General features: G+C 71.2%; 18 protein-coding genes. 3 read left to right on the top strand and 15 right to left on the bottom strand.

Going from position 1 to position 21,526, the window contains the following annotated elements:
• Positions 1-68: 68 nt before the first annotated feature.
• Genes bshC through bshA form a run of 3 tightly spaced genes read left to right on the top strand, consistent with a single transcriptional unit; the run spans position 69 to position 3,660 of the window.
• A complete protein-coding gene (gene bshC / locus JRI60_RS37255) occupies positions 69-1,697 on the top strand; it encodes a bacillithiol biosynthesis cysteine-adding enzyme BshC (RefSeq protein ID WP_204220671.1) in 1,629 nt (542 codons plus the stop codon).
• Positions 1,694-2,500, top strand: a complete 807-nt coding sequence (gene bshB1, locus JRI60_RS37250) for a bacillithiol biosynthesis deacetylase BshB1 (RefSeq protein WP_204220670.1) — start codon at positions 1,694-1,696, stop codon at positions 2,498-2,500. The genes bshC and bshB1 overlap by 4 nt, the downstream gene beginning before the upstream one ends.
• A complete protein-coding gene (bshA, locus tag JRI60_RS37245; RefSeq protein ID WP_204220669.1) occupies positions 2,497-3,660 on the top strand; it encodes an N-acetyl-alpha-D-glucosaminyl L-malate synthase BshA in 1,164 nt (387 codons plus the stop codon). The genes bshB1 and bshA overlap by 4 nt, the downstream gene beginning before the upstream one ends.
• A 2-nt stretch (positions 3,661-3,662) precedes the next feature.
• Here bshA and JRI60_RS37240 read toward each other — a convergent pair whose 3' ends face one another.
• The 15 genes from JRI60_RS37240 to JRI60_RS37170 all read right to left on the bottom strand — a co-directional run bounded on the left by JRI60_RS37240 (position 3,663) and on the right by JRI60_RS37170 (position 21,471).
• Positions 3,663-4,508: a DUF2911 domain-containing protein gene (locus tag JRI60_RS37240; RefSeq protein WP_204220668.1), complete on the bottom strand. Its 846-nt coding sequence runs from the start codon at positions 4,506-4,508 to the stop codon at positions 3,663-3,665.
• Positions 4,509-4,590: 82 nt separating this feature from the next.
• Positions 4,591-7,713 (bottom strand): efflux RND transporter permease subunit, encoded by a 3,123-nt coding sequence (locus JRI60_RS37235; protein ID WP_204220667.1) that lies wholly within the window; start codon positions 7,711-7,713, stop codon positions 4,591-4,593.
• Positions 7,714-7,730: 17 nt separating this feature from the next.
• Complete coding sequence (locus JRI60_RS37230) at positions 7,731-9,341, bottom strand: efflux RND transporter periplasmic adaptor subunit (RefSeq protein ID WP_204220666.1); 1,611 nt, start codon at positions 9,339-9,341, stop codon at positions 7,731-7,733.
• Complete coding sequence (locus tag JRI60_RS37225) at positions 9,338-10,561, bottom strand: TolC family protein (protein WP_239470882.1); 1,224 nt, start codon at positions 10,559-10,561, stop codon at positions 9,338-9,340. The genes JRI60_RS37230 and JRI60_RS37225 overlap by 4 nt, the downstream gene beginning before the upstream one ends.
• Before the next feature lie 81 nt (positions 10,562-10,642).
• The gene (locus tag JRI60_RS37220) at positions 10,643-11,629 is read right to left on the bottom strand and encodes a M56 family metallopeptidase (RefSeq protein ID WP_204220664.1); all 987 of its coding nucleotides are present in this window, start codon (positions 11,627-11,629) and stop codon (positions 10,643-10,645) included.
• Positions 11,629-12,024 (bottom strand): BlaI/MecI/CopY family transcriptional regulator, encoded by a 396-nt coding sequence (locus JRI60_RS37215; protein WP_204220663.1) that lies wholly within the window; start codon positions 12,022-12,024, stop codon positions 11,629-11,631. The genes JRI60_RS37220 and JRI60_RS37215 overlap by 1 nt, the downstream gene beginning before the upstream one ends.
• Positions 12,025-12,148: 124 nt before the next feature.
• Positions 12,149-13,756, bottom strand: a complete 1,608-nt coding sequence (locus tag JRI60_RS37210) for a serine/threonine-protein kinase (RefSeq protein WP_204220662.1) — start codon at positions 13,754-13,756, stop codon at positions 12,149-12,151.
• Positions 13,757-14,005: 249 nt separating this feature from the next.
• Positions 14,006-15,223, bottom strand: coding sequence for a chromate efflux transporter (gene chrA, locus JRI60_RS37205; protein ID WP_204220661.1), 1,218 nt, complete (start codon positions 15,221-15,223; stop codon positions 14,006-14,008).
• A gap of 26 nt (positions 15,224-15,249) precedes the next feature.
• On the bottom strand, positions 15,250-15,564 hold the full coding sequence (locus tag JRI60_RS37200) for a type II toxin-antitoxin system RelE family toxin (protein ID WP_204220660.1): 315 nt from the start codon (positions 15,562-15,564) through the stop codon (positions 15,250-15,252).
• Positions 15,565-15,674: 110 nt separating this feature from the next.
• Positions 15,675-16,100 carry a hypothetical protein gene (locus tag JRI60_RS37195; protein WP_204220659.1) on the bottom strand — a complete coding sequence of 142 codons (426 nt, stop codon included), beginning with the start codon at positions 16,098-16,100 and terminating at the stop codon, positions 15,675-15,677.
• A 78-nt stretch (positions 16,101-16,178) separates the two neighbouring features.
• The gene (locus JRI60_RS37190) at positions 16,179-16,817 is read right to left on the bottom strand and encodes a hypothetical protein (protein ID WP_204220658.1); all 639 of its coding nucleotides are present in this window, start codon (positions 16,815-16,817) and stop codon (positions 16,179-16,181) included.
• Positions 16,818-16,829: 12 nt separating this feature from the next.
• On the bottom strand, positions 16,830-17,564 hold the full coding sequence (locus tag JRI60_RS37185; RefSeq protein WP_204220657.1) for a hypothetical protein: 735 nt from the start codon (positions 17,562-17,564) through the stop codon (positions 16,830-16,832).
• Positions 17,565-17,575: 11 nt separating this feature from the next.
• Positions 17,576-18,184: a hypothetical protein gene (locus tag JRI60_RS37180; RefSeq protein ID WP_204220656.1), complete on the bottom strand. Its 609-nt coding sequence runs from the start codon at positions 18,182-18,184 to the stop codon at positions 17,576-17,578.
• A gap of 225 nt (positions 18,185-18,409) precedes the next feature.
• Positions 18,410-19,837, bottom strand: coding sequence for a sigma-54-dependent transcriptional regulator (locus JRI60_RS37175; RefSeq protein WP_204220655.1), 1,428 nt, complete (start codon positions 19,835-19,837; stop codon positions 18,410-18,412).
• The gene (locus tag JRI60_RS37170) at positions 19,837-21,471 is read right to left on the bottom strand and encodes a sensor histidine kinase (protein ID WP_204220654.1); all 1,635 of its coding nucleotides are present in this window, start codon (positions 21,469-21,471) and stop codon (positions 19,837-19,839) included. Before JRI60_RS37170 ends, JRI60_RS37175 begins: the two co-directional genes overlap by 1 nt.
• Positions 21,472-21,526: the final 55 nt, after the last annotated feature.

Below are 21,526 nucleotides of genomic sequence, written 5' to 3'. Positions count from 1 at the left end.
ATGACTGGCCGTGCGAGCCGGGTCCATCCCGGTCGCCCCGGTGCCACGGACTTGTTATCACCCTGCCCGTGGCTTCCTCCTTCTCCGCCTCCTGGCTCCGCGGCGATCCGCGCGCGCTCGAATTCCTCCCCGACCGCTTCCGGCACCGGGCCGCCCGCGCCGAGGCCGTCGCCGCCGCGGCCTCGCGGCCACTCGCCCCGGCGATCCACGACGTGCTCGTGGCCCGCAACGCGCGCCTCGCGCCGAGCCCCGCCCGCGAGCGGAACCTGGAGCTGCTCGCCCGCTCCGGCACGACCGCCGTGGTGACAGGCCAGCAGGTCGGGCTCTTCCTCGGGCCGCTCTTCACGGTCTACAAGGCCGCCTCGGCCATCGTCGCCGCCCGCGCCCTCGCCGAGGAGACCGGCCGGCCCTGTGTCCCCGTCTTCTGGCTGCAGACCGAGGACCACGACCTTCCCGAGATCGATCACTGCTTCATCCCGCGCTCCGCCGGTGGGCTCCTGCGCGTGTCCCTGGAGCAGCCCGACGCGGCCACCTCGCGCGTCCCGGTCGCACACCGCCACCTGGGCCCGGGTGTCACCGCCGCGCTCGCCGCGCTCCGTGCCGAGCTGGGTGACGGTCCTCACGCGAGCGAGCACCTGGCGCTCCTCGAGCGCGCCTACCGTCCCGGGGCGACGCTGGCGGATGCCTTCGCCGAGGTGCTGTCGGCCCTCTTCGCGGACGAGGGGCTCGTGTTCCTCGACCCGCGCGATCCGCGCCTCGCGCCCCTGGCCGCGCCCCTCCACCGCCGTGCCATCGAGGAGGCCGCGGCCATCGCCGGCAAGCTCGCCCAGCGGGGCCAGGCCCTCTCCGAGGCGGGCTTCTCCGAGCAGGTCCACATCCGCCCGGGCGCGCCGCTCGGCTTCTTCTCGCCCGATGGCATCGAGGGCGCGCGCTACCGCATCGATCCCGCCTCCACCCCTGGCACCTGGAGCCTCGTGGGCCACCCGCAGGGCGCCTCCGTGACCACGGCCGAGCTCCTCTCCTGGCTGGAGCGCGAGCCGCTCCGCTTCACGACCTCGGCCCTGTTGCGTCCCATCCTCCAGGACTCCTGGCTTCCCACAGCGGCGTACGTCGGCGGGCCGGGGGAGATCGCCTACTTCGCGCAGCTCGCGCCCCTCCATGCGCACGCCGGCCTGCCGATGCCGCTCATCGTTCCTCGCGCCCGGTTCCGCATCGTCGACGACCGCGCGCGCCGCCTGCTCGACACGCTCGGCCTCTCGCCGGATGACGTGGCCGCCCCGCGTGACGAGCTGCTGGCCCGCCTCGCCGCCCGTGACACCGGGGGAGGCTTCGAGTCGCCCGAGGCCATCGAGGCCCGCCTCCTGGGCGACTTCGCCTCCGAGCTCGCCCGCCTCGGCGAGCGCATGGCCGCCATCGATCCGACCTTCTCCCGCGCCATCTCCCGCACCGACAAGACCGTCCGCCGAGGCATCTCCCGCCTCACGGCCCGGTACGGCCGTGCCATCACGCAGAGGGATCAGGTGAGGGTCGAGCGCGTGGACCGTCTGCGCGCCTACCTCGCCCCGGACGGCGCGCCCCAGGAGCGCATCCACGGGCTGCCGTACTACGCGAGCCGTCTCGGCTCCCGGGCCTTCACGCGCCTCGTCCTCGAGGCCTGTGTGCCCTTCTCCGGAGACCTGAAGGAGCTGAAGCCATGACCGCGGTCGATTCGCCCTACGGTCTCGACGTCCTCGCCTTCGGGCCGCACCCCGACGACGTCGAGCTCTTCTGCGGTGGGTTCCTGGCCCGCATGGTCGACCTCGGCTACCGCACCGGCATCGTCGACCTGACGCGCGGCGAGAAGAGCTCGCGAGGCACTCCCGAGTCGCGCGCCGCCGAGACCGAGGCCGCCTCCCGGGTGCTGGGCCTCTCCGTCCGCGAGAACCTCGGCCTGCCGGATGGGTGGATCGACCCCTGGGCCGGCTTCGAGGCGCCCGAGGCCGAGCGCTCGCGGACCGCGCCCGTCGCGCGCGTGGTCGAGGTCCTCCGCCGCCTGCGTCCCGAGCTCGTCCTCGTCCCGTGGCAGCAGGAGCGCCACCCGGACCACGAGGCCACCAGCGCCCTGGTGACGCGTGCGCTGTTCTTCGCCTCGGTGCGCAAGTTCGAGACCGAGCCCCCCAGCGCGTCCTTCACGCCGAGGCAGGTCCTCTACTACCCCATGCGCCACCTGGCCGAGCCGAGCTTCGTCGTCGACGTGTCGGCGGCCCATGAGCGGAAGATGGCGGCCATCCGCTGCTATGCGAGCCAGGTGGAGCCCCGGGCGGATGGTCCGCAGACGCTCGTCGGCTCGCCCCTGTCGCTCACCTCGCTCGAGGCCCGCGACCGCTTCTACGGCGCGCGGATCGGCGTCTCCCACGGCGAGCCCTACGTCCTGCGAGAGACCCTGGGCCTGAGCGATCCGCTGGAGCATTTCCGCCGGAATAGCTTCGCTCGGCCCCTGTTCTTCCCAGAATCCCGATGAGCGACCGTCTCAACCTGGCCATCACCTGCTTTCCCACCTTTGGAGGCAGCGGCATGGTCGCGACCGAGATCGGTCTGGCCATGGCGGAGCGCGGCCACCGGGTCCACTTCATCGCGAGAGATCTCCCGGTGCGCCTGCACGGGATGACCCGGAAGGTCATCTTCCACGAGGTGGTGGAGAGCGACTATCCGGCGCTCGCCCACTCGGGGACGTACCCGCTGGCGTTGGCCTCGAAGATGATCGAGGTCGCCAGCTACGAGCGGCTGGACATCCTGCACGTGCACTACGCGGTGCCCCATGCCACGGCGGCCTGGATGGCTCGCGAGGTGCTGGGGGACCTGTCGCCGCGCATCGTGACGACGCTCCACGGCACCGACACCACGCTCGTCGGCACGGACCCCACCTACCTGCCCATCACGCGCTTCTCCATCCTGCGCAGTGACGCGGTGACCACGCCCTCGGAGTTCCTGCGGCGCGCCACCTGGGAGGGTTTCCGTCTCCCGGAGACCGTCCCCATCGAGGTCATCCCCAACTTCGTCGACACGGAGCGTTACGCTCCGCTCCGCGACCGGGCCCACCTGCGTCAGCTCTTCCCAGGACTCGCGGATGACGAGCCCGTGCTCATCCACGTGTCGAACTTCCGGCCGGTGAAGCGCATCGGCGACGTGGTGTCCGTCTTCGCGGAGGCCCACCGCGGGCGCCCGTGCCGGCTGGTGATGATTGGTGATGGCCCCGAGCGCTCACCCGCCGAGCGCAGGGTGCGGGAGCTCGGCCTCGAGGACCGCGTGGCCTTCCTGGGCAAACAGGAGAGCTTCGTGGAGATCCTCGCCGCGGCGGATGTCTTCCTCCTGCCGAGTGAACAGGAGAGCTTCGGTCTCGCCGCACTCGAGGCGCTGAGCTGTGGCATCCCGGTGGTCGCGAGCAACATCGGCGGCATCCCGGAGCAGGTCGAGCACGGGACGACGGGCTACCTCGCGCCGGTGGGGGACGTGGAGGCCATGGCGGGCCACGTCCTCGAGCTCGTCCGGGACCCGGAGCGCTGGCGGCTCTTCTCCCGCCGCGCTCGCGAGAACGTCCTGGCCCGCTTCCAGCTCGGGCCGGCCATCGACCGCTACGAGGCCCTCTACCGCCAGCTCGTGACAGGGGCCTCGCGCGGCTGAGACTACTTCTTGCCCTTCCAGTCCTGCAGGGCCTTGGCGACCTGATCCTTGAAGAAGAAGTTCGGATCCTTCTGCCCCAGGTCCCAGGCCGTCTGGGCGAACTTGCGGGCGTCGGCGATCTTCCCCGAGCGCGCCAGGATGTCGGCCTTGATCCAGTTGTTGTACCAGTGCGACTGGATGGCGAGCGAGTTGTCCGCGTACTTGAGCGCCGTGGGGTAGTCCTTCGACGTGTCGGCCACGTAGCGCGCCGCGTTGGCCAGCGAGCGCCACGTGCCGTTCACCGTGGACTGGATGTTGGCCTGCGCATGCGCCGCCGTGTCGACGGTGATCGGCACGGAGACGCGCAGCTTCTCCCACTCGATGTCGAGCGACGTCTGGTCGTCGGTGGTGTTGGAGAAGAGGAACGTCAGGCGCTCGCGGTTGGGAATCTCGGTGGGCGTCGCGGTGACGCGCACGACGTCGTCCTTGGTGTCGTACTGCTTGCTGCCGCTGAACAGGCCCAGCTCCTTGTTCAGGGCCACTGTCCACTCCTTCTGGGTGGGCACGGTGACGATGGAATAGGTGCCCGCCGGCACCGGCTTCCCGCCGAACGTCACATCCCGGCTGAAGGTGATCTTCGTGGCCAGGTTGGCGCCCGTCCGCCACACCTGGTCATAGGGGACCAGCCCGCCCCAGATCTTGCGCCCCTTGACCGCGGGGCTGGAGTAATCGACGGAGATCTCCGTCAGTCCCACCTCTTGCATCACCTTGGCGGAGGGGCTCGGCGCGGGCAGCTCGAGCTGCGCCGACGCGGGCAACGCGGTGAGGGCCACGACCACCGCGACTACGCACCCAAGAAGCTTCTTCATCGTCCTCACGTTGTCCTTTCGCTCCGAGACGTCGAGAGCGGCCGGAATCTATAGATGGGCTCCGTGTCGCACCAAACCTTTCTCAGTGCCGTTCGGCGCTCCGGCCGAAGAGCTGGAAGAGCACCGGCACCACCAGCATGTTGAGGAAGGTGGAGGAGAGCAGGCCCCCCAGGATGACCACGCCCATGGGCGCCTGGATTTCATTGCCGGCCTCGCCCCCGGCGATGACGAGCGGCACCAGCGCGAGCCCCGCCGACAGCGCCGTCATGAGGATGGGCGCCAGTCGCTCCATCGAGCCCTGGCGCACCGCGTCGGAGAGGCTCTTTCCCTCCTCCGTCATCAGGTGCTCGAAGTGGCTCACCATGAGGATGCCGTTGCGCGTGGCGATGCCGAACAAGGTGATGAAGCCGACCAGCGAGGCCACGCTCACCACGCCGGAGGTGAGCGCCACCGCCACCACTCCGCCGATGAGCGCCAGCGGCAGGTTGATGAGGGTGAGGAGCGCGTTGCGCACCGACGCGAAGGCCACCACCAGCAGCAGGAAGATGCCCACCACCACCCCTCCACTCAACAGGGTGATGCCGCGGGCCGCCTCCTCGGCGCTCTCGAACTGCCCTCCGTAGACGATGTAATACCCCTCGGGGAACGTCACCTCGCGGGCGACGCGGGCCTCCAGGTCGTCCACCACCGAGGACAAATCCCTCCCCGCCACGTTGGCCTGCACCACCATCTTGCGCTGCACTCCCTCGCGGCTGATGGTGTTGGGGCCGGTCTCGCGCGTGAGGCTCGCCAGCATCTTGAGCGGGATGCGCGGCCCCACGGGCGTGTCGATGAGCGTGGAGGCGATGGCCTCCAGGTCCGCCCGTGAGGCGTCGTCCAGGCGCACCACGAGGTCCACCGCCCGTTGGCCCTCCAGCACCGAGCCCACCGTCTGCCCGGCGAAGGCCCGCTCCACCGCCTCGGCCACCTCGCCCGTGGTGAGGCCGTAGCGCGCCACCGCGTCCCGGTCGGTACGGATCTCCAGCTCCGGGATGTCCACCTGTTGCTCGATGGAGACGTCCACCGCGCCCGGGGTGCCCTCGGCCACCTTCTTCACCTGCTCGGCCAGCTCCCGCAGCTTCTCCAGGTCATCCCCGAAGAGCTTCAGCGCGATGGCCGACCGGGAGCCCGAGAGCATGTGATCGATTCGGTGGGAGAGCGGCTGGCCGATGGTGATGACCGCCCCCGGCACCTGGGCCAGCGACTTGCGCATCGCCTCCAGCAGCTCCTCCTTGCTCCGGTCGCTCTTCGACAGGTCCAGGCCCACGTCGAGCTCCGCCGCGTTGACGTCCTGGGCGTGCTCGTCCAGCTCCGCGCGGCCCGTGCGCCGGGCGGTGGAGACCACCTCGGGGAGGGCCAGCAGCGCCTGCTCCACCCGCCGGCCCAGCTTGTCCGACTCCTCCAGCGACGTGCCCGGCAGGGTGACGACGTTGAGGGTGAGCGTCCCCTCGTTGAACTCGGGCAGGAAGGAGCGCCCGAGGAACGGGATGATGGCGAGCGTCGCCAGGAAGGCCAGTCCGGCCCCCGCCAGGATGGCCCTCGGCCGCGCCAGCGCCCACGCGAGCATCGGCTGGTAGCGCGCCTTCAGCCAGCGCAGCACCGGTCCCTCCTCGGTGCCCAGCGAGCGCGCCCGGGGCAGCAGGTACGCGCACAGGGCGGGGGTGACCGTCACCGCCACCACCAGCGACGCGGTGATGGCCACGATGTACGCCAGCCCCAGCGGCGCCAGCATCCGTCCCTCCAGCCCCGACAGGAAGAAGAGCGGGACGAAGACGAGGACGATGATGAGGGTGGCGAAGACGATGGAGGTGCGCACCTCCACCGAGGCCCGGTAGATGACCTCGAAGGCGGATCGGCGCTCGGCCTCGGGCAGGTGGGCGTTCTCCCGCAGGCGCCGGAAGACGTTCTCCACGTCGATGATGGCGTCATCCACCAGCGCCCCGATGGCGATGGTCAGCCCGCCGATGGTCATGGTGTTGAGCGTGACGCCGAACGCCGCGAGCGCCAGCACCGCCACCACCAGCGACAGCGGAATGGCCATGAGCGAGATGAACGTCGCCCGCAGGTTCATCAGGAAGACGAGCAGGATGACGGCCACGAGGATGGCGCCGTCGCGCAGCGCCACGGACACGTTGTGCACCGCCACCGAGATGAAGTCCGACTGCCGGAAGATGTGGCGGTTGATGACCAGCCCCTGGGGCAGCGTGCGCTGGATGTCGTCGAGCACCGAGTCCAGCCGCCGGGTGAGCTCCAGCGTGTTGGCATCCGGCTGCTTCATCACCGCGAGGATGACGGCGGGCTCCGCGTTGGCGCTCCCTTCTCCGCGCTTGGGTTTGGCGCCCACCCTCACGTCCGCCACCTGCCCCACGGTGATGGGCTGACCCGCGCGCACGGTGACGACCGTGTTGGCGACGTCCTCCAACCCCCGGGCCCGCCCCACGGCCCGCAGCAGGTACTCCTGTCCGCCCTCCACGTAGAAGCCACCGGAGGCGTTCTGGTTCGTCGTCCGCAGCGCGTGCGCCACCTGCTCGAAGCCGACATCGAGCGCCTGGAGCGACTCGGGCCGCAGCAGCACCTGGTACTGCTTCACCGCCCCGCCAATGGGCACCACCTGGGAGACGCCCGCCACCGACAGCAGGCGCTTGCGCAGCACCCAGTCCGCCGCGCTCCTCGCCTCCATCATCTGGGCCTCGCGCCCCGCCACCTCCGGCGCCAGCGCGTCCTCGTTCCAGGAGACGGACAGGAAGAGGATCTCCCCCATCACCGAGGAGATGGGCGCCAGGGTGGGCGGCGGCACGTCCGGCGGCAGCTGCGAGGCGACGAGCTGCAGCTTCTCGTTCACCACCTGCCGCGCGGTATAGATGTCCGTGCCCCAGTCGAACTCCACCCAGACGATGGAGATGCCCACCCCGGACGCCGAGCGCACCCGGCGCACGCCCGTGGCTCCATTCACCGACGTCTCGATGGGGAAGGTGACGAGCGTCTCCACCTCCTCGGGCGCCAGTCCATGCGCCTCGGTGAGGACGGTGACGGTGGGCGCGGTGAGATCCGGAAAGACGTCCACCGGCATCTTCCGGGCCGTCTCCACCCCCAGCACGAGCAGCAGCACGCAGGCCGCCACGACCAGCAGGCGGTTGTCGATGGACCAGCGGATGAGGTGATTCATCGTCGTGCGACTCCGCCTCAGTGCTGGTGGCCGTGCTCGGGGATGGCCCCCGTGGCGGTGGACAGCTTGAGCTCGTAGGCGCCCCGGGACACGACCCGCTCGCCCTCCTTCACGCCCTCGAGCACCTGCACGTGGCCGCCGGAGCGGATGCCTGGCCGGAGGGTCCGCTTGAAGAAGGACTCTCCACCCTCCATCACGAAGACGGTGGGCTTGCCGTTGTCGTCCACGATGGCCGACTCGGGAATGGCCACTCCGCGCACCGTCTGCCCGGTGTAGAGTGTCACCTTGGCGAACATGCCGGGTTTGAGCACTCCCTCCGGATTGGGCAGCTCGAAGATGACCGGCACCGTGCGCGTCGCCCGGTCCACCACCGAGCCCACCGCGACTCGGCGCCCCGTCTTCTCGTCCACGGAGAACTCGTGCTCGAAGCCCGTCACGGAGAAGGACGCCCCGGGCGAGCGCTCCACCCTGGGCACGTCCGCCTCGAACACGCGCGCCTCCAGCCAGAGCCGCTCGGGATTGACCACCGAGACGAGCAGCCTTCCCGCCTCCACCACCGCCCCGGGGATGACATCCGCGAAGGACACCACCCCGTCCACCGGGGAGCGCAGCTCGAAGGCCGTGCCGCTGGGGCCCGCCGCCCCGCTCTGCGTGCTGCGGTAGAGCGCGAGCTGGCGCTCGGTGGCCGCCACTCGCGCCGCCGCCACCTCCTGCGCCACCCGCGCCGCGTCGAGCTGCTTCTCGGGGATGGCCTTGCCCGCGAACATCTCCTCGGCGCGCTTCACCTCCCGCTCCGCCAGGCCCAGCTCCGCCCGGGCTCGCGCCGCCTCCATTTCCACGGAGGCCAGGTCCGTGCCGCTCGCCGAGGCGGTGGGCACCAGCCGCACGAGCACCTCGCCCTTGCGCACGCGCTGCCCCAGGTGCGCCACCTTGTCTCCCACCGCGATGCGTCCGGCCACCGGGGCGGACAGCTCCGCGGACTGACCCGCCACCGGCTTCAGCTCACCGTTGGCGCGCACCCCACCCTGGAGGACTCGCGGCTCGGCCGGCGCCGTCGCGTATTGCGTCTTCCACTGCTGCTCCTTGAGGAAGGGCACGGTGGCCTCGCCCGTCTCCTCGGGAGGCACGGCGGCCACCGCGGCGGCCACGGTGGGGTACACCACCACCTTGCCCACGTCCACGGTGCCCGAAACCTGCTCTCCCTCGAGCCGAAGGGTGAGCGTGCCCTCTCCCGCCTTCGTGGGCCGCACCTCTGGTTTGAAGATGCCGTCGCGCAGGAGCTTCTCGGCCACGAAGCGCTCCTCCGTGCCGTCCGCGTAGCGCAGGGTGGCCGTCACTCGCCCCTTCGTCACCACGTGGAAGCCGTTGGGATCTCGCGCGTCGGTGAAGTGCGCCACCAGGGGCGAGGGCTGGCCCACCACGAACGCCGGGTACTCCATGAAGAGCTCCAGGCCGTCCTGGTAGACGGTGACGGATTGGCCCGGGCGCTCCGGCTCGTTGGCGGAAGCGGGGCCGTGCTCGTGGCCATGCTCGTGGTCCTGTCCAGCGCCATGCTCATGGTCGCCCGGGGCCCGCTTGCAGGCGAGGATGCACGCCAGGGAGAGGACGAGAAGGAGAGGGCGGCTCATGGGGTCACACTCCGGGGCGTGGCGCTGTCATAGGCACCCGCGAGAAGCAGAAGGTCCGTCTCCGCCTCGACCAGGGACACCGCCAACTCGACGGTGGTCAGCCGCGCCTCACGGGCGGCGCGCTCGGCATCGACCAGGACGAGGAGCTCGGCACCTCCACCCCGGTAGGCGGTCGCGGCGATTCGCCGAAGCTCCTGGGCGCGCCCGAGCACCTCGGTCCGGTGCCGCTCCAGTCTCTGCCTCCGGCCGGACACCTCCTCGAGAACGACCGCGAGCCGGGTCCGTGCTTCGTGGAGGAGTGTCGCGCGGCGTGCCTCGGCGAGCCCCCGGCGCGCTCGCGCCCGGGCCGCCTCTCCCTGCTGTCGGTCGAAGAGGGGCAGCGGCAGTCCCACGCCGACCACGTACCCGGCCCCGGCCCCCGGCAGTCCCACGTCGAGGAATTGCGCGCCCGCGCGGACGGAGGGCTCCGGAATCCAACCCCGGCCCGCCGCACGGCGGGCGGCCTCCGCGCCACTGGCTTCGAGCGCGAGGGCTCGCAGGTCGCCACGCCGTTCCTCGAGCTCCGCCAACAGCGAAGCCCCATCCGGCAGGGGCCGCTCCACCCGCGGCGAGCCTTCGAACGGAGGGAGCACCGTCACCTCGGGCCCGAGGAGTCTCAGCGCGTGGGCCTCGGCCCGATGCTCGTCCAACACGGCGCCGCGCAGCGCGTCCTGCACCGTCGCCGCCTCCAGCTCGATGCGCAGCCTGTCATAGCCCGCGGCCTCTCCGGCCCGTTCGCGGGTGGCGATGGCCTCGGCCAGGCGCCGCAGCTGGGTGAGCGACTCCTCCAGGATGGACCGGCGCTCCCGAGCCGCCAACACCGCGGCGAAGGCCCGCGTCGCCTCGTGTCGCAGCTGGGCACGGGCCCACTCGAGACGCGCCTCGGCGGCCCGTGCGTCCCGCTCGGCGGCCTGCTTCTCCAACCCCAACCGCCCGGAGAGCACCAGTGGGATGGAGGCCATCAGTACGTCCTGGCTCTCCCCCTCCCGGGTTCCGGAGCTCGTCTTCTGGCGCTCCCACTCCAAGGTGGGGTTGGGCCACAGGCCAACGCCCGTGGCTTCGGCACGGCCGAGCGCGGCTTCGCTCTCGGCGACGCGGCCTTCCAGGCTCGAGGTGAGCACTCGCGTCACATACTGCTGCTCGTCGAGCGCGGGCTGGGCCAGGACCGTGCCGGCCAGCATCAGCACCAGGGAGATACTACCCAGGATAGTAGAAGAGGCCGAACGACGAAGGGGCGAGCGCATGCGCATGGCCTGGGGCTCTCAGAAGAGGAGATGGAGGGCCGTCTCCACCGCGTGGTGGAGGAAGGCGGTGTGCGCGAGTGCGAACAGCCCGGCCGCGAGGGTCACGGCTCCGGCGGCTCGAAGGGCGTGTGTCGTGGTGACTCGCGCCTCCTCATCGAGCAGGAGCCGGACACGGCGCTCCAGTGCGAGTGCCCCGAAGGCAGGTGCATCCCCCGCGACGTTGGAGAGCCGCCGCTGGAGCGCCGCCACCTTGACGAGCGCGCCCGCCACCAGCCCGCCATCTCCCACCGCCACCGCCGCTTCGGCATCGCATGCCTCCTCCGCGGCCATCTGGTGGACGGCCGTGCAGGCGCGTGCGAGGAACGGCGCGGCGAAGAGCCCGGCCACTCCGAGGAGCAACCCGAGCAGCGGATCTCGACGGCGCAGGTGGGCCTCCTCGTGCGCCAGCGCCGAGCGCAGCTCCGCCGGGGTGAGCGACTCCTCCAGACTGGCGGACAGCAGGATGCGCCGGTGCACGAGTCCGACCGCATGGCAGAGCCGTGGAGCACCGGGGACGGCGACGATGGGGAAGCGCCCCGGGCGAGGAGTGCCGAGCGACTCGAGGGCGGACAGCCGTGCCCGCACCCGAAGCAGCCGGAAGACGATTCCCCCGGCACGGAAGAGGAACACGGCCAGCGAGAAGGCCCCCACCGTCGCGAGGAGGGGCCTCACGTGCGTCGCGTGGAGGAAGCAGAGGTGCACGTGGTGCCCGTGACCCTGGCAGTGGTCGGCCGCCAGACCGAGCGCCGCGGCGAGCGGAGGCGTGGCCGCGGCGGCCACCACGCCCATCGAGGCCAGGGCGGGCAGCGTACCGAGCACGAAGGCGAGGTCCGCGCGGAGCGCCGGAACGCGTTGCAACGCCCGGCCCCGGAAGAGCAGGAGCGCTGGCCACACCAGCAGCGAGACGGCCATTCCGATGAGGGCCGCCGTCGCCGCGCACTCCAGGAGGAATGCCAGGGCCGCCATTACGCGCGCCCCTTGCGCCGCTGGGAGATGAGCTGTGCCAGCCGGTCGAGCAGCCCCTCATCGACCTCGGCCGCCGCGTCGACGAAGGCCGACAGCGCGACCTCTCCGTGAGACTGGAGGATCTCCGCCGCCAGGCCGTCCGCGAGCGCCTTTTCGAACTCGGCCTTTCCGAGCGCGGGCGCGTACCGCCAGGCCAGGCCGTCCTTCTCGCGGACGAGCAGCCCCTTGCGGTGGAGCCGATCCATCGTCGTCATGATGGTGGTGTAGGCCCGCTCCTCGGCCCCCGTCATCCGGTCGCACACCTCGCGAGCGGTGACCGGGGCTCGGGTCCAGACGACCTCCATCACGGCCGCTTCCAGATGGCCCAGGGGTTCCCAGGTGCGCTTCTTCACCATTCCCGCATCAAGCCCTGGCTTGCTACTACCGTCAATAGTACCAGGGGCATCTGGCGCTCAGCACCAAGGAGGGTCCACACGGTGTCCATGTCTCCGGGGCGGTGCCCGCGAGCAGGTGTGAGCGTCAACGCCGCGCGTTCACCCTCGGCAGGAGTCTGGCCGCACGGCTCTGGACATTGGCGTAGGGGTCCGAGCGCGCCGCCTCCTCGAGGTAGGGCGCCGCGGCGGCTCCCACTTCCCGGACGAGGAAGTCGGCGCACTTCGTGTGGAAGCGATCACTCACCAGGCAGCGGATGACGTTGCGGACGAGCTTCGCATCCGTGCGATAGGCGGGGTTGTTGCGGATGGCCGCACCGTAGGAGGCGAGGCCATCCACCCAGCGGAAGTTGTCGAAGTTGACGTGTCCCTCCAGATAGGGGGCGTAGGCGCTCTGGGGGTACTGCGCGCGCAGACTGGCGAGCGCCCGGAGCGTCTGATCCCTCCGCCGCTCGCCCTCCTTCGCCCAGCGTTCGATCTGCTCGATGTTGGGAAGGTCCTCCCGCGGAACGGTCTCCTCCCGGGTGGAGTGAGCCTGGGCGGAGGGGGCGGGCGTGTCGCTGGGGGCGGGCTGTGGCTTCGCCTCGGGAGTGTTCCTCGCGACGGAGGAAGGCGCGTGGGTGGCGGGCGGGGTCTCCTGCGGCTCCGGCCAGAGGAGCGCCGCGCCCAGGCCCACCAGGAGCACACCCGTGGCCCCCAGGGCCACCATGGGCCGCTTGTCCCGGGGCGGCACCAGCGATGGCGTCTTCGCCTGGGGACGGCTGGGAACGGTAGCCTCGGGGGACTGGGCAGGGGAAGCCACCTGCGCCGTGGGCCATTCGGAGGAGGGGGTGCCCACGTCCGGGAGTGCGTCCAGCGCGGCGGCGAAGTCCACGGCCGACTGGAAGCGGTCCCCCGGGTGTTTCGCCAGCGCCTTGCGGACCACCGCCTCCAGCTCCTGGGAGAACCCGGCCCCGGAGCGGATGCTGCCCAGGGCCGGCGGTGTGGCCACCTGGTGCTGGCCCATCACCTCCGCCGCGCGCTCGCCGTTGAAGGGCTTGGCGCCGGTGAGCAGTTCGAAGAGGAGCACGCCGACGGAATAGAGGTCCGTCCGGGCGTCGATCTCCCCGGCGAGGATCTGCTCCGGGGCCATGTAGCTGGGCGTGCCGATGGCCAGGCCCGTGGTCAGGCCCGAGACCGTGTCGCGCAGCTTCGCCAATCCGAAGTCGAGGATGCGGACCTGCTCGCCCAGCCCGATGGCCTCCGTCAGGAGGATGTTCTCCGGTTTGATGTCCCGGTGGACGATGCCCTGGGCATGCGCGTGGGCCAGCCCGGCCAGCACCTGCCGCACGAGACCCAGCGCGCGCCTCACGGGAAGAGGCCCTCCCTCGCGCAGCAGCGTGCGCAGGGTCCGCCCCGTGACGAAGTCCATCACCATGAAGGGGGCGCCATCGTGCACACCATGGTCGATGACCGACACGCAGCATGGGTGCGACAGCCGGCTCATCGCCTGCGCTTCGATCTGGAATCGCTTCAGGAAGCTCGCGTCCGACGCCATCCAGGGGTGGAGGAACTTGATGGCCACCGCACGGCCGAGCTCGAGGCGCTCGCCCTGGTACACCACGCCCATGCCTCCCGCGGCGAGCCGCTGGAGGATCCGATAGCGCTCCTGCAAGATGGTGCCGATTCGGGGGTCGGTGACGGCGGTCGGTTCCATGATGGACGGGGGAAGCTACCAGGACCGCTCCCCGTATGGGTGATACGGGGAGTGACTTCGGGGGGCTGGCGGCTGGACGAGGGCCTGCATCCGGGCCAGGTGTCCGGGGCCGGGACTACCGGCCGATTTTCACTTCCTTGGCGTGGATCTCGTCCGCTTCGACCCAGTCGGCCTTGATCTCCTTGGCCCGCAGCACCTCCCGCGGCTGAGGGGACGGAGGCGGGGGCGGAGACCGCGGCCACCTCCCGCTCATGCCATCTGGAACAAGAGCCCCACCACCGCGGCCCCGGCGATGACGAGCGGCACGAGGAACTTCGCGTTCCACCGGAAGAGCACCCCGAGGGCGATGGCGAAGATGGCGACCGTGGCGGGCCGGGTCAGCCCGGCGCGCAGCAGTCCCACCGTGGTCGCCGCGATGAGCCCCACCACGCCCGCCGTCACCCCGTCGAGGAAGTGGCGGAAGCGCGGGTGGTGGAGCACCCGCTCGAAGAAGTCGTGGCCCAGCAGCGAGAAGGAGAAGGCCGGGAGGAAGATGCCCGCCGTCATCACCAGCGCCCCGGCCCATCCTCCACCGAGGTAGCCCACGAAGGTGGAGAAGATGATGAGCGGGGCGGGGATGAGCCCCGAGAGGGCGAGCCCGTCGAGGAACTGCGCGTTGGTCATCCACGCGCCCGTCACCACGGCGTCGCGCTGGATGAAGGGGATGGCGGTGTAGGCCCCACCGAAGGTGAGCAGCCCGCCGCGCAGGCCCGACACGAGCAGGGCCAGGAGGGAAGGGCGTTCGCCGGCGACGCCCTGTCCGATCTCCGCCCCGCCCGCGCCCATGGGCGCGAATCCGTGGAGGGCCAGGAAGAGGGCCACGGCCACCGCGCACGCTCCGGCGAGCCCCAGGGCCGGCAGCCGCAGTCCCTTCCTGGCCAGCAGGAGGATGAGCCCCGCGGCCACGAGCGTGAAGGCGAAGTGCACCCCCGCTCCCTGCGCGAGCGCCGCGAGCCCGGCCACGCTCCACGACCAGCGGTCCGCGAGGGTGTGCTGCGCGATGCGCACCACCGCCCGGACGATGAGCGCCGTCACCGCTGCCTGGACGGCACCGAACACGGCCAGGAGTCGCGGCGAGCCCAGGCCATAACGCAGGTAGAGCCACGAGAGGCCAAGCATCAGGACGAGGCCCGGCAGCATGAACCCGAGCCCCGCCAGCACACCACCCAGCCGGCCGCGCGCGAGCATCCCGAAGTAGACGCACAGCTCGTGCGCCTCGGGCCCCGGCAGCACCTGGTACACGGCGAGCGCCCGGTTGAAGTGCTCGCGGGTGACCCACTTCTCCTTCTCCACCAGGTCGTGGCGGATCATCGCGATTTGCGCCACCGGTCCACCCCAGGCGAGCAGGCCGAAGTGCAGGAAGCGCAGGAACAGCTTCCCGTAGGACTCGTGCGGCACCCGGGTGGCTTCTGTCTGGGAGTCGCTCATGGAGGGCCGGAGACTATCCCGGGCCTCTACATGTCGTGGGGAAGACGGCGTGCGACCTCGCGCAGGGTGAGGTGTCTGCGGTCGGGGTCCAGGTCGTAGATCACGACGTACTTGCCCACCACGATTGACAGAGATGTGACCTGGCACACGGTCTTCAACAGGGCCAGGGTGGGAGTCCCCATGCGGACGAGCCTGGCGGCGACTGAATCCAGCTCGCCACGGATGCGCTGGTAGGTCTCCAAGGGAAGCTGGGAGAGTTGCTTCCAGGCCGCCGAGCTGACTTCGACGGCATAGGCGGTGGTGTTCTCGGAGGGATTCATCTCGAGCTGGACGTGAAGCACGAATCACGCCAGCCCTTCCTCTTGTCATTTTCATGACTTGGAAGGCGGGGGCGCCCCTGGAGAATGGAAGTTTCTCCAAGTGGATAGGTGAAAAAACTACCGGCGTCCCTTCACTTCCGGGGGGCGCTTTCTTCCTGTTTTCCGCGCTCGCAGCCGCAGCCGCAGTCGTCGAAGAACGGCTGGAAGCCCGGGGCACAGATGAAACGGATGGTCGCGCACCGCTCTGGGCTCTTGCTGACATACTGCTTGAGCGGATTTTTGTAGTCACAGACTGGAGACTTGCACTCGCTCTTCTTCACGCAGATGCCGATGCAGTCGGCGCCTCCCTTGTCCGGATCGCAGTCATCGCTGGGGTCGTCGACGCAGAGCTGGTTCTTGGGACATGGCGTGCCAGGGAAGCCGCCGCAGGACCGGGTGAGGTGCTGGAAGACGTCGCGCGGGGGTGGCTTCGGCGTCTGGGCCCATGCGGTGCTGGCCACACCGCAGAGGGCACAGGCGAGGGCGAGCGCGCTCGCGGTGGGAAATCGGATGGGCATGGGGGGCTCCTCGTGAGGTTTCATCTCCATGGAGCCCCCAACCCGCCGATGTGACTGTCCGCTCGGATGAATGTCTGGCTATGCGCGCGCCACCTGGGCCGCTGGTGGCGCCTCGCTCATGCCCGGCTGGGAGGCGTCCGCGAGCGCTTCGATGCGCAGCAGCAGCTCCTCGATGTGTCCGCGCTCGACGCGCACGGCCGAGGGGTTGCCCAGGTCGGAGAAGCGCAGCAGGGTGAGCTGGGCGGCCAGCTCCTCGACGAGCCCGATGCTGTGCTCCAGCTCCGTCACCGAGTGCTCGTACAGCCGGGTGAGCCGCTCCTTCACGCTCGCGGGCGCGGTGGCCAGCGCCGCCTCCATCTCCACCAGGCGCCGCTCCTGGGCCCGCAGGCGGGAGATGAACCCGTCCAGCAGCCGGTGCTCGCGCGCCTGCTCCGCCGCCCAGGAGCTCTCCACCGCCGCCTGTCTCCAGCACTCCTCGAGCCGGCCCGTCACGTCATCCAACCGCCGTGCGCGCTCGCTCCGGTCGCCGCGCTCGGGACGCGCGGGGGTGTTTCCCGGAGAGAGGAGCACGGGCAGGAGGAAGGGCCACAGGAGGAGGGCCGCCAGCGCCTGACCGAGCCGGGCCGGGAGGGAGTCCTCCCGCCGGCGGACGAGGGCGAGCACGGCCGCCAACAGTCCGAGCGCCGTGTATGCCGAGAGAATGATGAGCGCCGTCATGGTTCGTCCTCCTCAGCCCAGCGCGTCGAAGGCCCAGAAGCCCATGCCCGAGGTGAAGGCCACCATCATCCAGGAGACGCGCGCGAGGATGCCCACCCGGTACGCGTCCTGCGTGGACAGCACCGCGGTGGCGTCGCCCAGCGCCGTGCGGGTGACGGCCTCCGCCAGGAGGCTCAGCAGCCGGTGGATGCGCGCGCCCGCCGCCGCTCCGGAGAGCAGGAAGGCCGCCGTGAGCAGCAGCGGCCCCGCCCACTCGGAGTCCAGCCTCCACAGCAGGTAGAGGGGCGGTGCCAGTCCCGCCAGCAACAGCGAGCCCGTCGCCGCCGAGGCCAGCAGCGCCGCCACCAGCCGGGCCAGCGGCACGCGCGCCGCCACCAGGATGCTCGCCGCGTAGATGGGGCCCAGCGACGCCGCGAGCGCCAGCAGCACGTTCACCGAGGCGAGCGCCGCCGGGAGCGCCCAGGCGCTTCCGTCCGCCCGCGCGGCGCTCGACGTGGCGGCGAAGAGGCTCGTGCAGACGGTGATGACTCCCACCGAGCCGAGCACCAGCCCCTGGAGCCGGGCCGGATCCAACAGCCGCTCCACGATGGACTCCGGCTCGCGCAGGAGCTCCACCAGGAGCTGCCGCTCGGACGATTCTCCGGCGGCGGCGGGCTCGGGGAGCGGCGCGCGCTCCTCGACCGACCAGGGCATGAACGGCGTGAGGGGCTCGGCCGTGAGCGTGACACTTCGGGAGATGGCTTGCATGGGAGACCTCGTCAGGACCAGAGGTTGAGCAGGGACGTGTGGACGCGCAGGAGGAAGACGGCGCCCAGGAAGAAGGCGAAGGCGCGGGACAGCCACCAGGCCGCTCGCGACGGGTCGAGCGAAGTGATGACGCGCACCGGCAGGGCCGCCAGCGTGGAGAGCGCCAGGGCGGGCACGAACACCGAGGGGAGCGCGAGGACGAGCGGCGCCTCCCTGGACACGAGCATGAGGAAGGCCATGAGCGGCAGGACGCACGTGGCCACAAGCCCCGCGGCGAACAGTCCGATGGCGGTGGCCGCCAGCAGCGTGCGTGTGGAGAGCCTCAGGCGCAGGTAGATGGCGAAGACGAGCGTGCCGGGGATGACGACGAGCAGGGCCTCGAAGACGGCGCGCAGGGCGTCGAGTCTGGGGACGAGCTGGAGGCCCTCGGGGGAGATGAACCCCACGGTGGCCGAGCTGGCCGCCACGAGGAAGAGGCCGAGCAGCGCCGGAGCGAGGGTCGCGGCGAGCGGGCGCCGGGCCATGTCCAGCGCCTCGCGAGCGGGTCTGTCCACCGCGCGCAGGAGAGAGTCGATCAGATCCAGGCGGCCCATCGCCGCCCCGGGAGATGCAGAGCCCATGAGGCCTCCTCGAGTGCGCGTCATCGCGCGGTCGAGGACTGAGCAAGCCCCGTGCCCCATTGAAGCCCTTGGACCCGTCCGAGGCCCCGTGCATGTCCCCTCTCCCTCTGGGAGAGGGCTAGGGTGAGGGTCTTTTCACGGCGGGACTCATACCCTCACCCCCCGCCCTCTCCCAGAGGGAGAGGGAGCATGCGCAACCCAGGTATGTAAGGCCTTACACAGGTGTCACCCGATGTGCAGCTCCTCTCGGATGTCATGCTCGTGGATCTTGTTGAAGAGGGTCTTGTAGCTCACCCCTAGCAGCCGCGCGGCGACCGTCTTCTGTCCCCCGGCCGCCTGCAGCGCGGCGATCACCGCGGCCCGCTCCGCCCGCGCCACCGCCTCGCGCAGCGTCAGCGTGGGAGCATTGGCATCCGGTAACCCAACGGGCCCGGAGGCCGCCGGGGCGGAGGCAGGCGCGGCCTTCTGGGCTCGCGCGGGCTGGAGCGAGTCCGGATCGAACCGGCCGAGCACGACGGCGCGCTCGACGAAGTTCTCCAATTCGCGCACGTTGCCGGGCCAGGGCCAGGCCATGGCGCACCGCAGGGTCTCCGGGTCCGGCCGGGGCGGCCGGAGTCCCTTGCGCACCGCGTGTTTCTCCAGGAAGTGTTCGATGAGGCCGGGGATGTCTCGGGTGCGCTCGCGCAGGGGCGGCAGGTGGATGGGAATCACCGCCAGCCTGTAGAGCAGGTCCGAGCGGAACCGGCCGCTGGCCGCCAGCTCGTCCAGGTCGCGGTGGGTGGCGGCGATGACGCGGATGTTCACCTTCACCGTCTCGCGCCCGCCGATGCGGGTGAGCTCCCGTTCCTGCAGCACGCGGAGCAGCCTCGCCTGGGCCTCCAGCGACATGTCGCCAATCTCGTCGAGGAAGAGCGTGCCGCCCTCGGCCGCCTCGATGAGGCCCTTGCGCCGGGCGTGGGCGCCGGTGAAGGCGCCGCGCTCGAAGCCGAACAGCTCGGACTCGAGCAGGGAGGAGGGGAGGGCGGCGCAGTTGACGGAGACGAAGGGCCCGTCCAGCCGCGACGAGGCGGCGTGGATGGCGCGGGCGACGAGCTCCTTGCCCGTGCCGGACTCGCCGCGCACCAACACTGTGGCGTCCGAGGCGCCCACCCGGGGAAGGAGCGCGGCCACGTCCCGCAGGCCCCCATCGGCGCCGATGAGCGCGCGGCCCGCCTCCGTGTCCGGGGAGACGGTGGGGGCGGCCAGCTCCAGCTCCACCAGCCTGCGTCCCGTCTCCAGCGCGGCCTCCACCGCGGAGACGAGCCGCTCGTTGCTGAACGGCTTGACGAGGAAGTCCGCCGCGCCCGCGCGCAGTGCCTGCACCGCGCGCTCCACGGTGCCGAACGCCGTCATCACCACGACGGGCGCGCGAAACCCCTGCTTGCGCAGCCGGTCCAACAGCACCAGTCCGTCACCGTCGCGCAGCTTCACGTCCAGCAACACGAGGTCCGGCACGTGCAGGGCGAGGTACGCCTCCGCGGCCGCCACCGACTCGAGCGGGACGACGGACAGCCCTCGCGCGCCCAGCACGTCCAGGTAGAGCTCGCGCACGTTGTGCTCGTCCTCCACGAGGGCGATCTCCGGCCTGTCCACCGCGCCTGCGTCCTCCGTCATCACACGTCCTCCCTCGCTGGGGTGTCGGCGCCTGGTGCCACGGGCAGCTCCACGCGGGCCACCGCGCCCGGACGGTCCGCTCGGGGCAGGAGGCCCAGTGTGCCGCCCGCCGCCTCGATGGCCGAGCGCGAGATGGCGAGCCCCAGCCCCGTCCCGTCCGCCTTCGTCGTGTAGAAGGGCCGGAAGAGCCGCTCGCGCTCCACCCCGTCGAGCCCCGCGCCCTCGTCACGCACCTCGACGACGACCCGCTCCTCCTCGCGCCAGGCCCGTACCTCGATGCGCCCACCGGGCTTCTCCCGCATCGCCTCGGCGGCGTTCTTCAGCAGGTTGAGCAGCACCCCGCGCAGCGCGTCCTCGTCTCCCACCACCCGCAGCGCCGGGTCCAATCCCGGCACCAGCGTGGGGAAGCCCGGCTCTCCCTCGGCCACCGCCACCGCCTCCAGCACCAGGCGCGACACGTCGAGCGTGCCGCCACCCTTCTCCCCCCGGGGTGCCCGCCCGAGGTTCAGCAGCTCCGCCACCCGCGCGTCGATGCGATCGCTCTCCTCGCGGATGATGCGGACCGCCTTCTCGAAGCGGGCCCGCTGCTCGGGGAGGACATGCGGGGACTGCGTGGCGAGGAGCTCGGCGTAGCCGCGCACGGCGGCCAGGGGATTCTTCACCTCGTGGGCGATGGCCGTGGCCAGCTCTCCGGCGATGGCGAGCCGCTCGGCGCGCTCCAGCCGGCCGCGCAGCGCCGCGGATTCGGAGCGGGCGGCGGACAGCTGCCCGGCGAGCAGCGCCTGCTTGGGGAACAGGAGCTGCTCGATGCCCCGGTCGAGCTGCTTTCCCAGGCCGATGAAGAGCACGGAGGCGACGAGCGCCACCACCACCGCCACCGACACCTGGACGAGGTCTACCCCATGGCCCAGGGCCCTCAGGCTCGCGACGACGGCGAAGGCCAGACCGATGGCGAGCACGGCGTGTGTCAGGGCGCGCGAGACGGGGAGATGGACCGAGACCCGCTCGTGGACGGTGTAGCTGAGCGTCGCCACCTCGGCGACGAGGATGACGCACAGGATCATCCCATTGCCGGCGGCCCCTCCCTGGGAGAGCTCGACGGCCGAGCGCACGGTGCAGACGAGTAGCGAGATGCCGATGAGCGCCACCATGTGCCGCGAGAGCCGGCGGATGGAGGCGTTCTCGTGCTGGCGCAGGGCGAAGCGGATGACGCCCAACAGGCCCACTCCGGCCAGTGCCAGCACCTGGGGGAGCAGCGCCACGAGCGGCTGCGCGAAGGCCACCGCGGCCAGGGCCGACAGCCCGACGAGGCCGAGCCCGATGGGAACGAGCGAGACGAGGAGGCGGCGCCGGGCCGGGCCGGGTCCGAGGTCGGCCAGGGCATCGGCGACGAAGCTGGAGATGGACAGCAGGGAGGCGAACCCGACCGCCACGCGGACCGAGGCCCGGGACTGGGGCTCCAGGAGGACGACGAACCACCCGATGGCGAAGAGGGCCACCCCGGCGGGTCCGCAGGCGAACGAGAGCTGGCGCCTGTCTCCCCGGCTGGCCGCGAGGACGTAGCCGGCCAGCAGGCCGTTGAAGAGCGCCACGATGAGCGCGACCACCGATGAGGCGAAGAGATGCGCCGACATGCCGACCCCCCGGAGCGGCGGCGCGCTCGGGATGCCCCCGAGCGTATCACGCGCG

This window comes from Archangium violaceum (genome assembly GCF_016887565.1).
Classification (GTDB): Bacteria; Myxococcota; Myxococcia; order Myxococcales; family Myxococcaceae; genus Archangium; species Archangium violaceum_B.
This window is presented reverse-complemented; position numbering and strand designations above follow the sequence as displayed.

What these genes read in the sequence shown, in the direction of transcription:
- bshB1 (WP_204220670.1), top strand. Translation starts at nt 1,694, where the DNA reads ATGACCGCGGTCGATTCGCCCTACGGTCTCGACGTCCTCGCCTTCGGG.
- bshA (WP_204220669.1), top strand. Translation starts at nt 2,497, where the DNA reads ATGAGCGACCGTCTCAACCTGGCCATCACCTGCTTTCCCACCTTTGGA.
- JRI60_RS37240 (WP_204220668.1), bottom strand. Translation starts at nt 4,508, where the DNA reads ATGAAGAAGCTTCTTGGGTGCGTAGTCGCGGTGGTCGTGGCCCTCACC.
- JRI60_RS37235 (WP_204220667.1), bottom strand. Translation starts at nt 7,713, where the DNA reads ATGAATCACCTCATCCGCTGGTCCATCGACAACCGCCTGCTGGTCGTG.
- JRI60_RS37230 (WP_204220666.1), bottom strand. Translation starts at nt 9,341, where the DNA reads ATGAGCCGCCCTCTCCTTCTCGTCCTCTCCCTGGCGTGCATCCTCGCC.
- JRI60_RS37225 (WP_239470882.1), bottom strand. Translation starts at nt 10,561, where the DNA reads ATGCTGGCCGGCACGGTCCTGGCCCAGCCCGCGCTCGACGAGCAGCAG.
- JRI60_RS37220 (WP_204220664.1), bottom strand. Translation starts at nt 11,629, where the DNA reads ATGGCGGCCCTGGCATTCCTCCTGGAGTGCGCGGCGACGGCGGCCCTC.
- JRI60_RS37215 (WP_204220663.1), bottom strand. Translation starts at nt 12,024, where the DNA reads ATGGTGAAGAAGCGCACCTGGGAACCCCTGGGCCATCTGGAAGCGGCC.
- JRI60_RS37210 (WP_204220662.1), bottom strand. Translation starts at nt 13,756, where the DNA reads ATGGAACCGACCGCCGTCACCGACCCCCGAATCGGCACCATCTTGCAG.
- chrA (WP_204220661.1), bottom strand. Translation starts at nt 15,223, where the DNA reads ATGAGCGACTCCCAGACAGAAGCCACCCGGGTGCCGCACGAGTCCTAC.
- JRI60_RS37195 (WP_204220659.1), bottom strand. Translation starts at nt 16,100, where the DNA reads ATGCCCATCCGATTTCCCACCGCGAGCGCGCTCGCCCTCGCCTGTGCC.
- JRI60_RS37190 (WP_204220658.1), bottom strand. Translation starts at nt 16,817, where the DNA reads ATGACGGCGCTCATCATTCTCTCGGCATACACGGCGCTCGGACTGTTG.
- JRI60_RS37185 (WP_204220657.1), bottom strand. Translation starts at nt 17,564, where the DNA reads ATGCAAGCCATCTCCCGAAGTGTCACGCTCACGGCCGAGCCCCTCACG.
- JRI60_RS37180 (WP_204220656.1), bottom strand. Translation starts at nt 18,184, where the DNA reads ATGGGCTCTGCATCTCCCGGGGCGGCGATGGGCCGCCTGGATCTGATC.
- JRI60_RS37175 (WP_204220655.1), bottom strand. Translation starts at nt 19,837, where the DNA reads ATGACGGAGGACGCAGGCGCGGTGGACAGGCCGGAGATCGCCCTCGTG.
- JRI60_RS37170 (WP_204220654.1), bottom strand. Translation starts at nt 21,471, where the DNA reads ATGTCGGCGCATCTCTTCGCCTCATCGGTGGTCGCGCTCATCGTGGCG.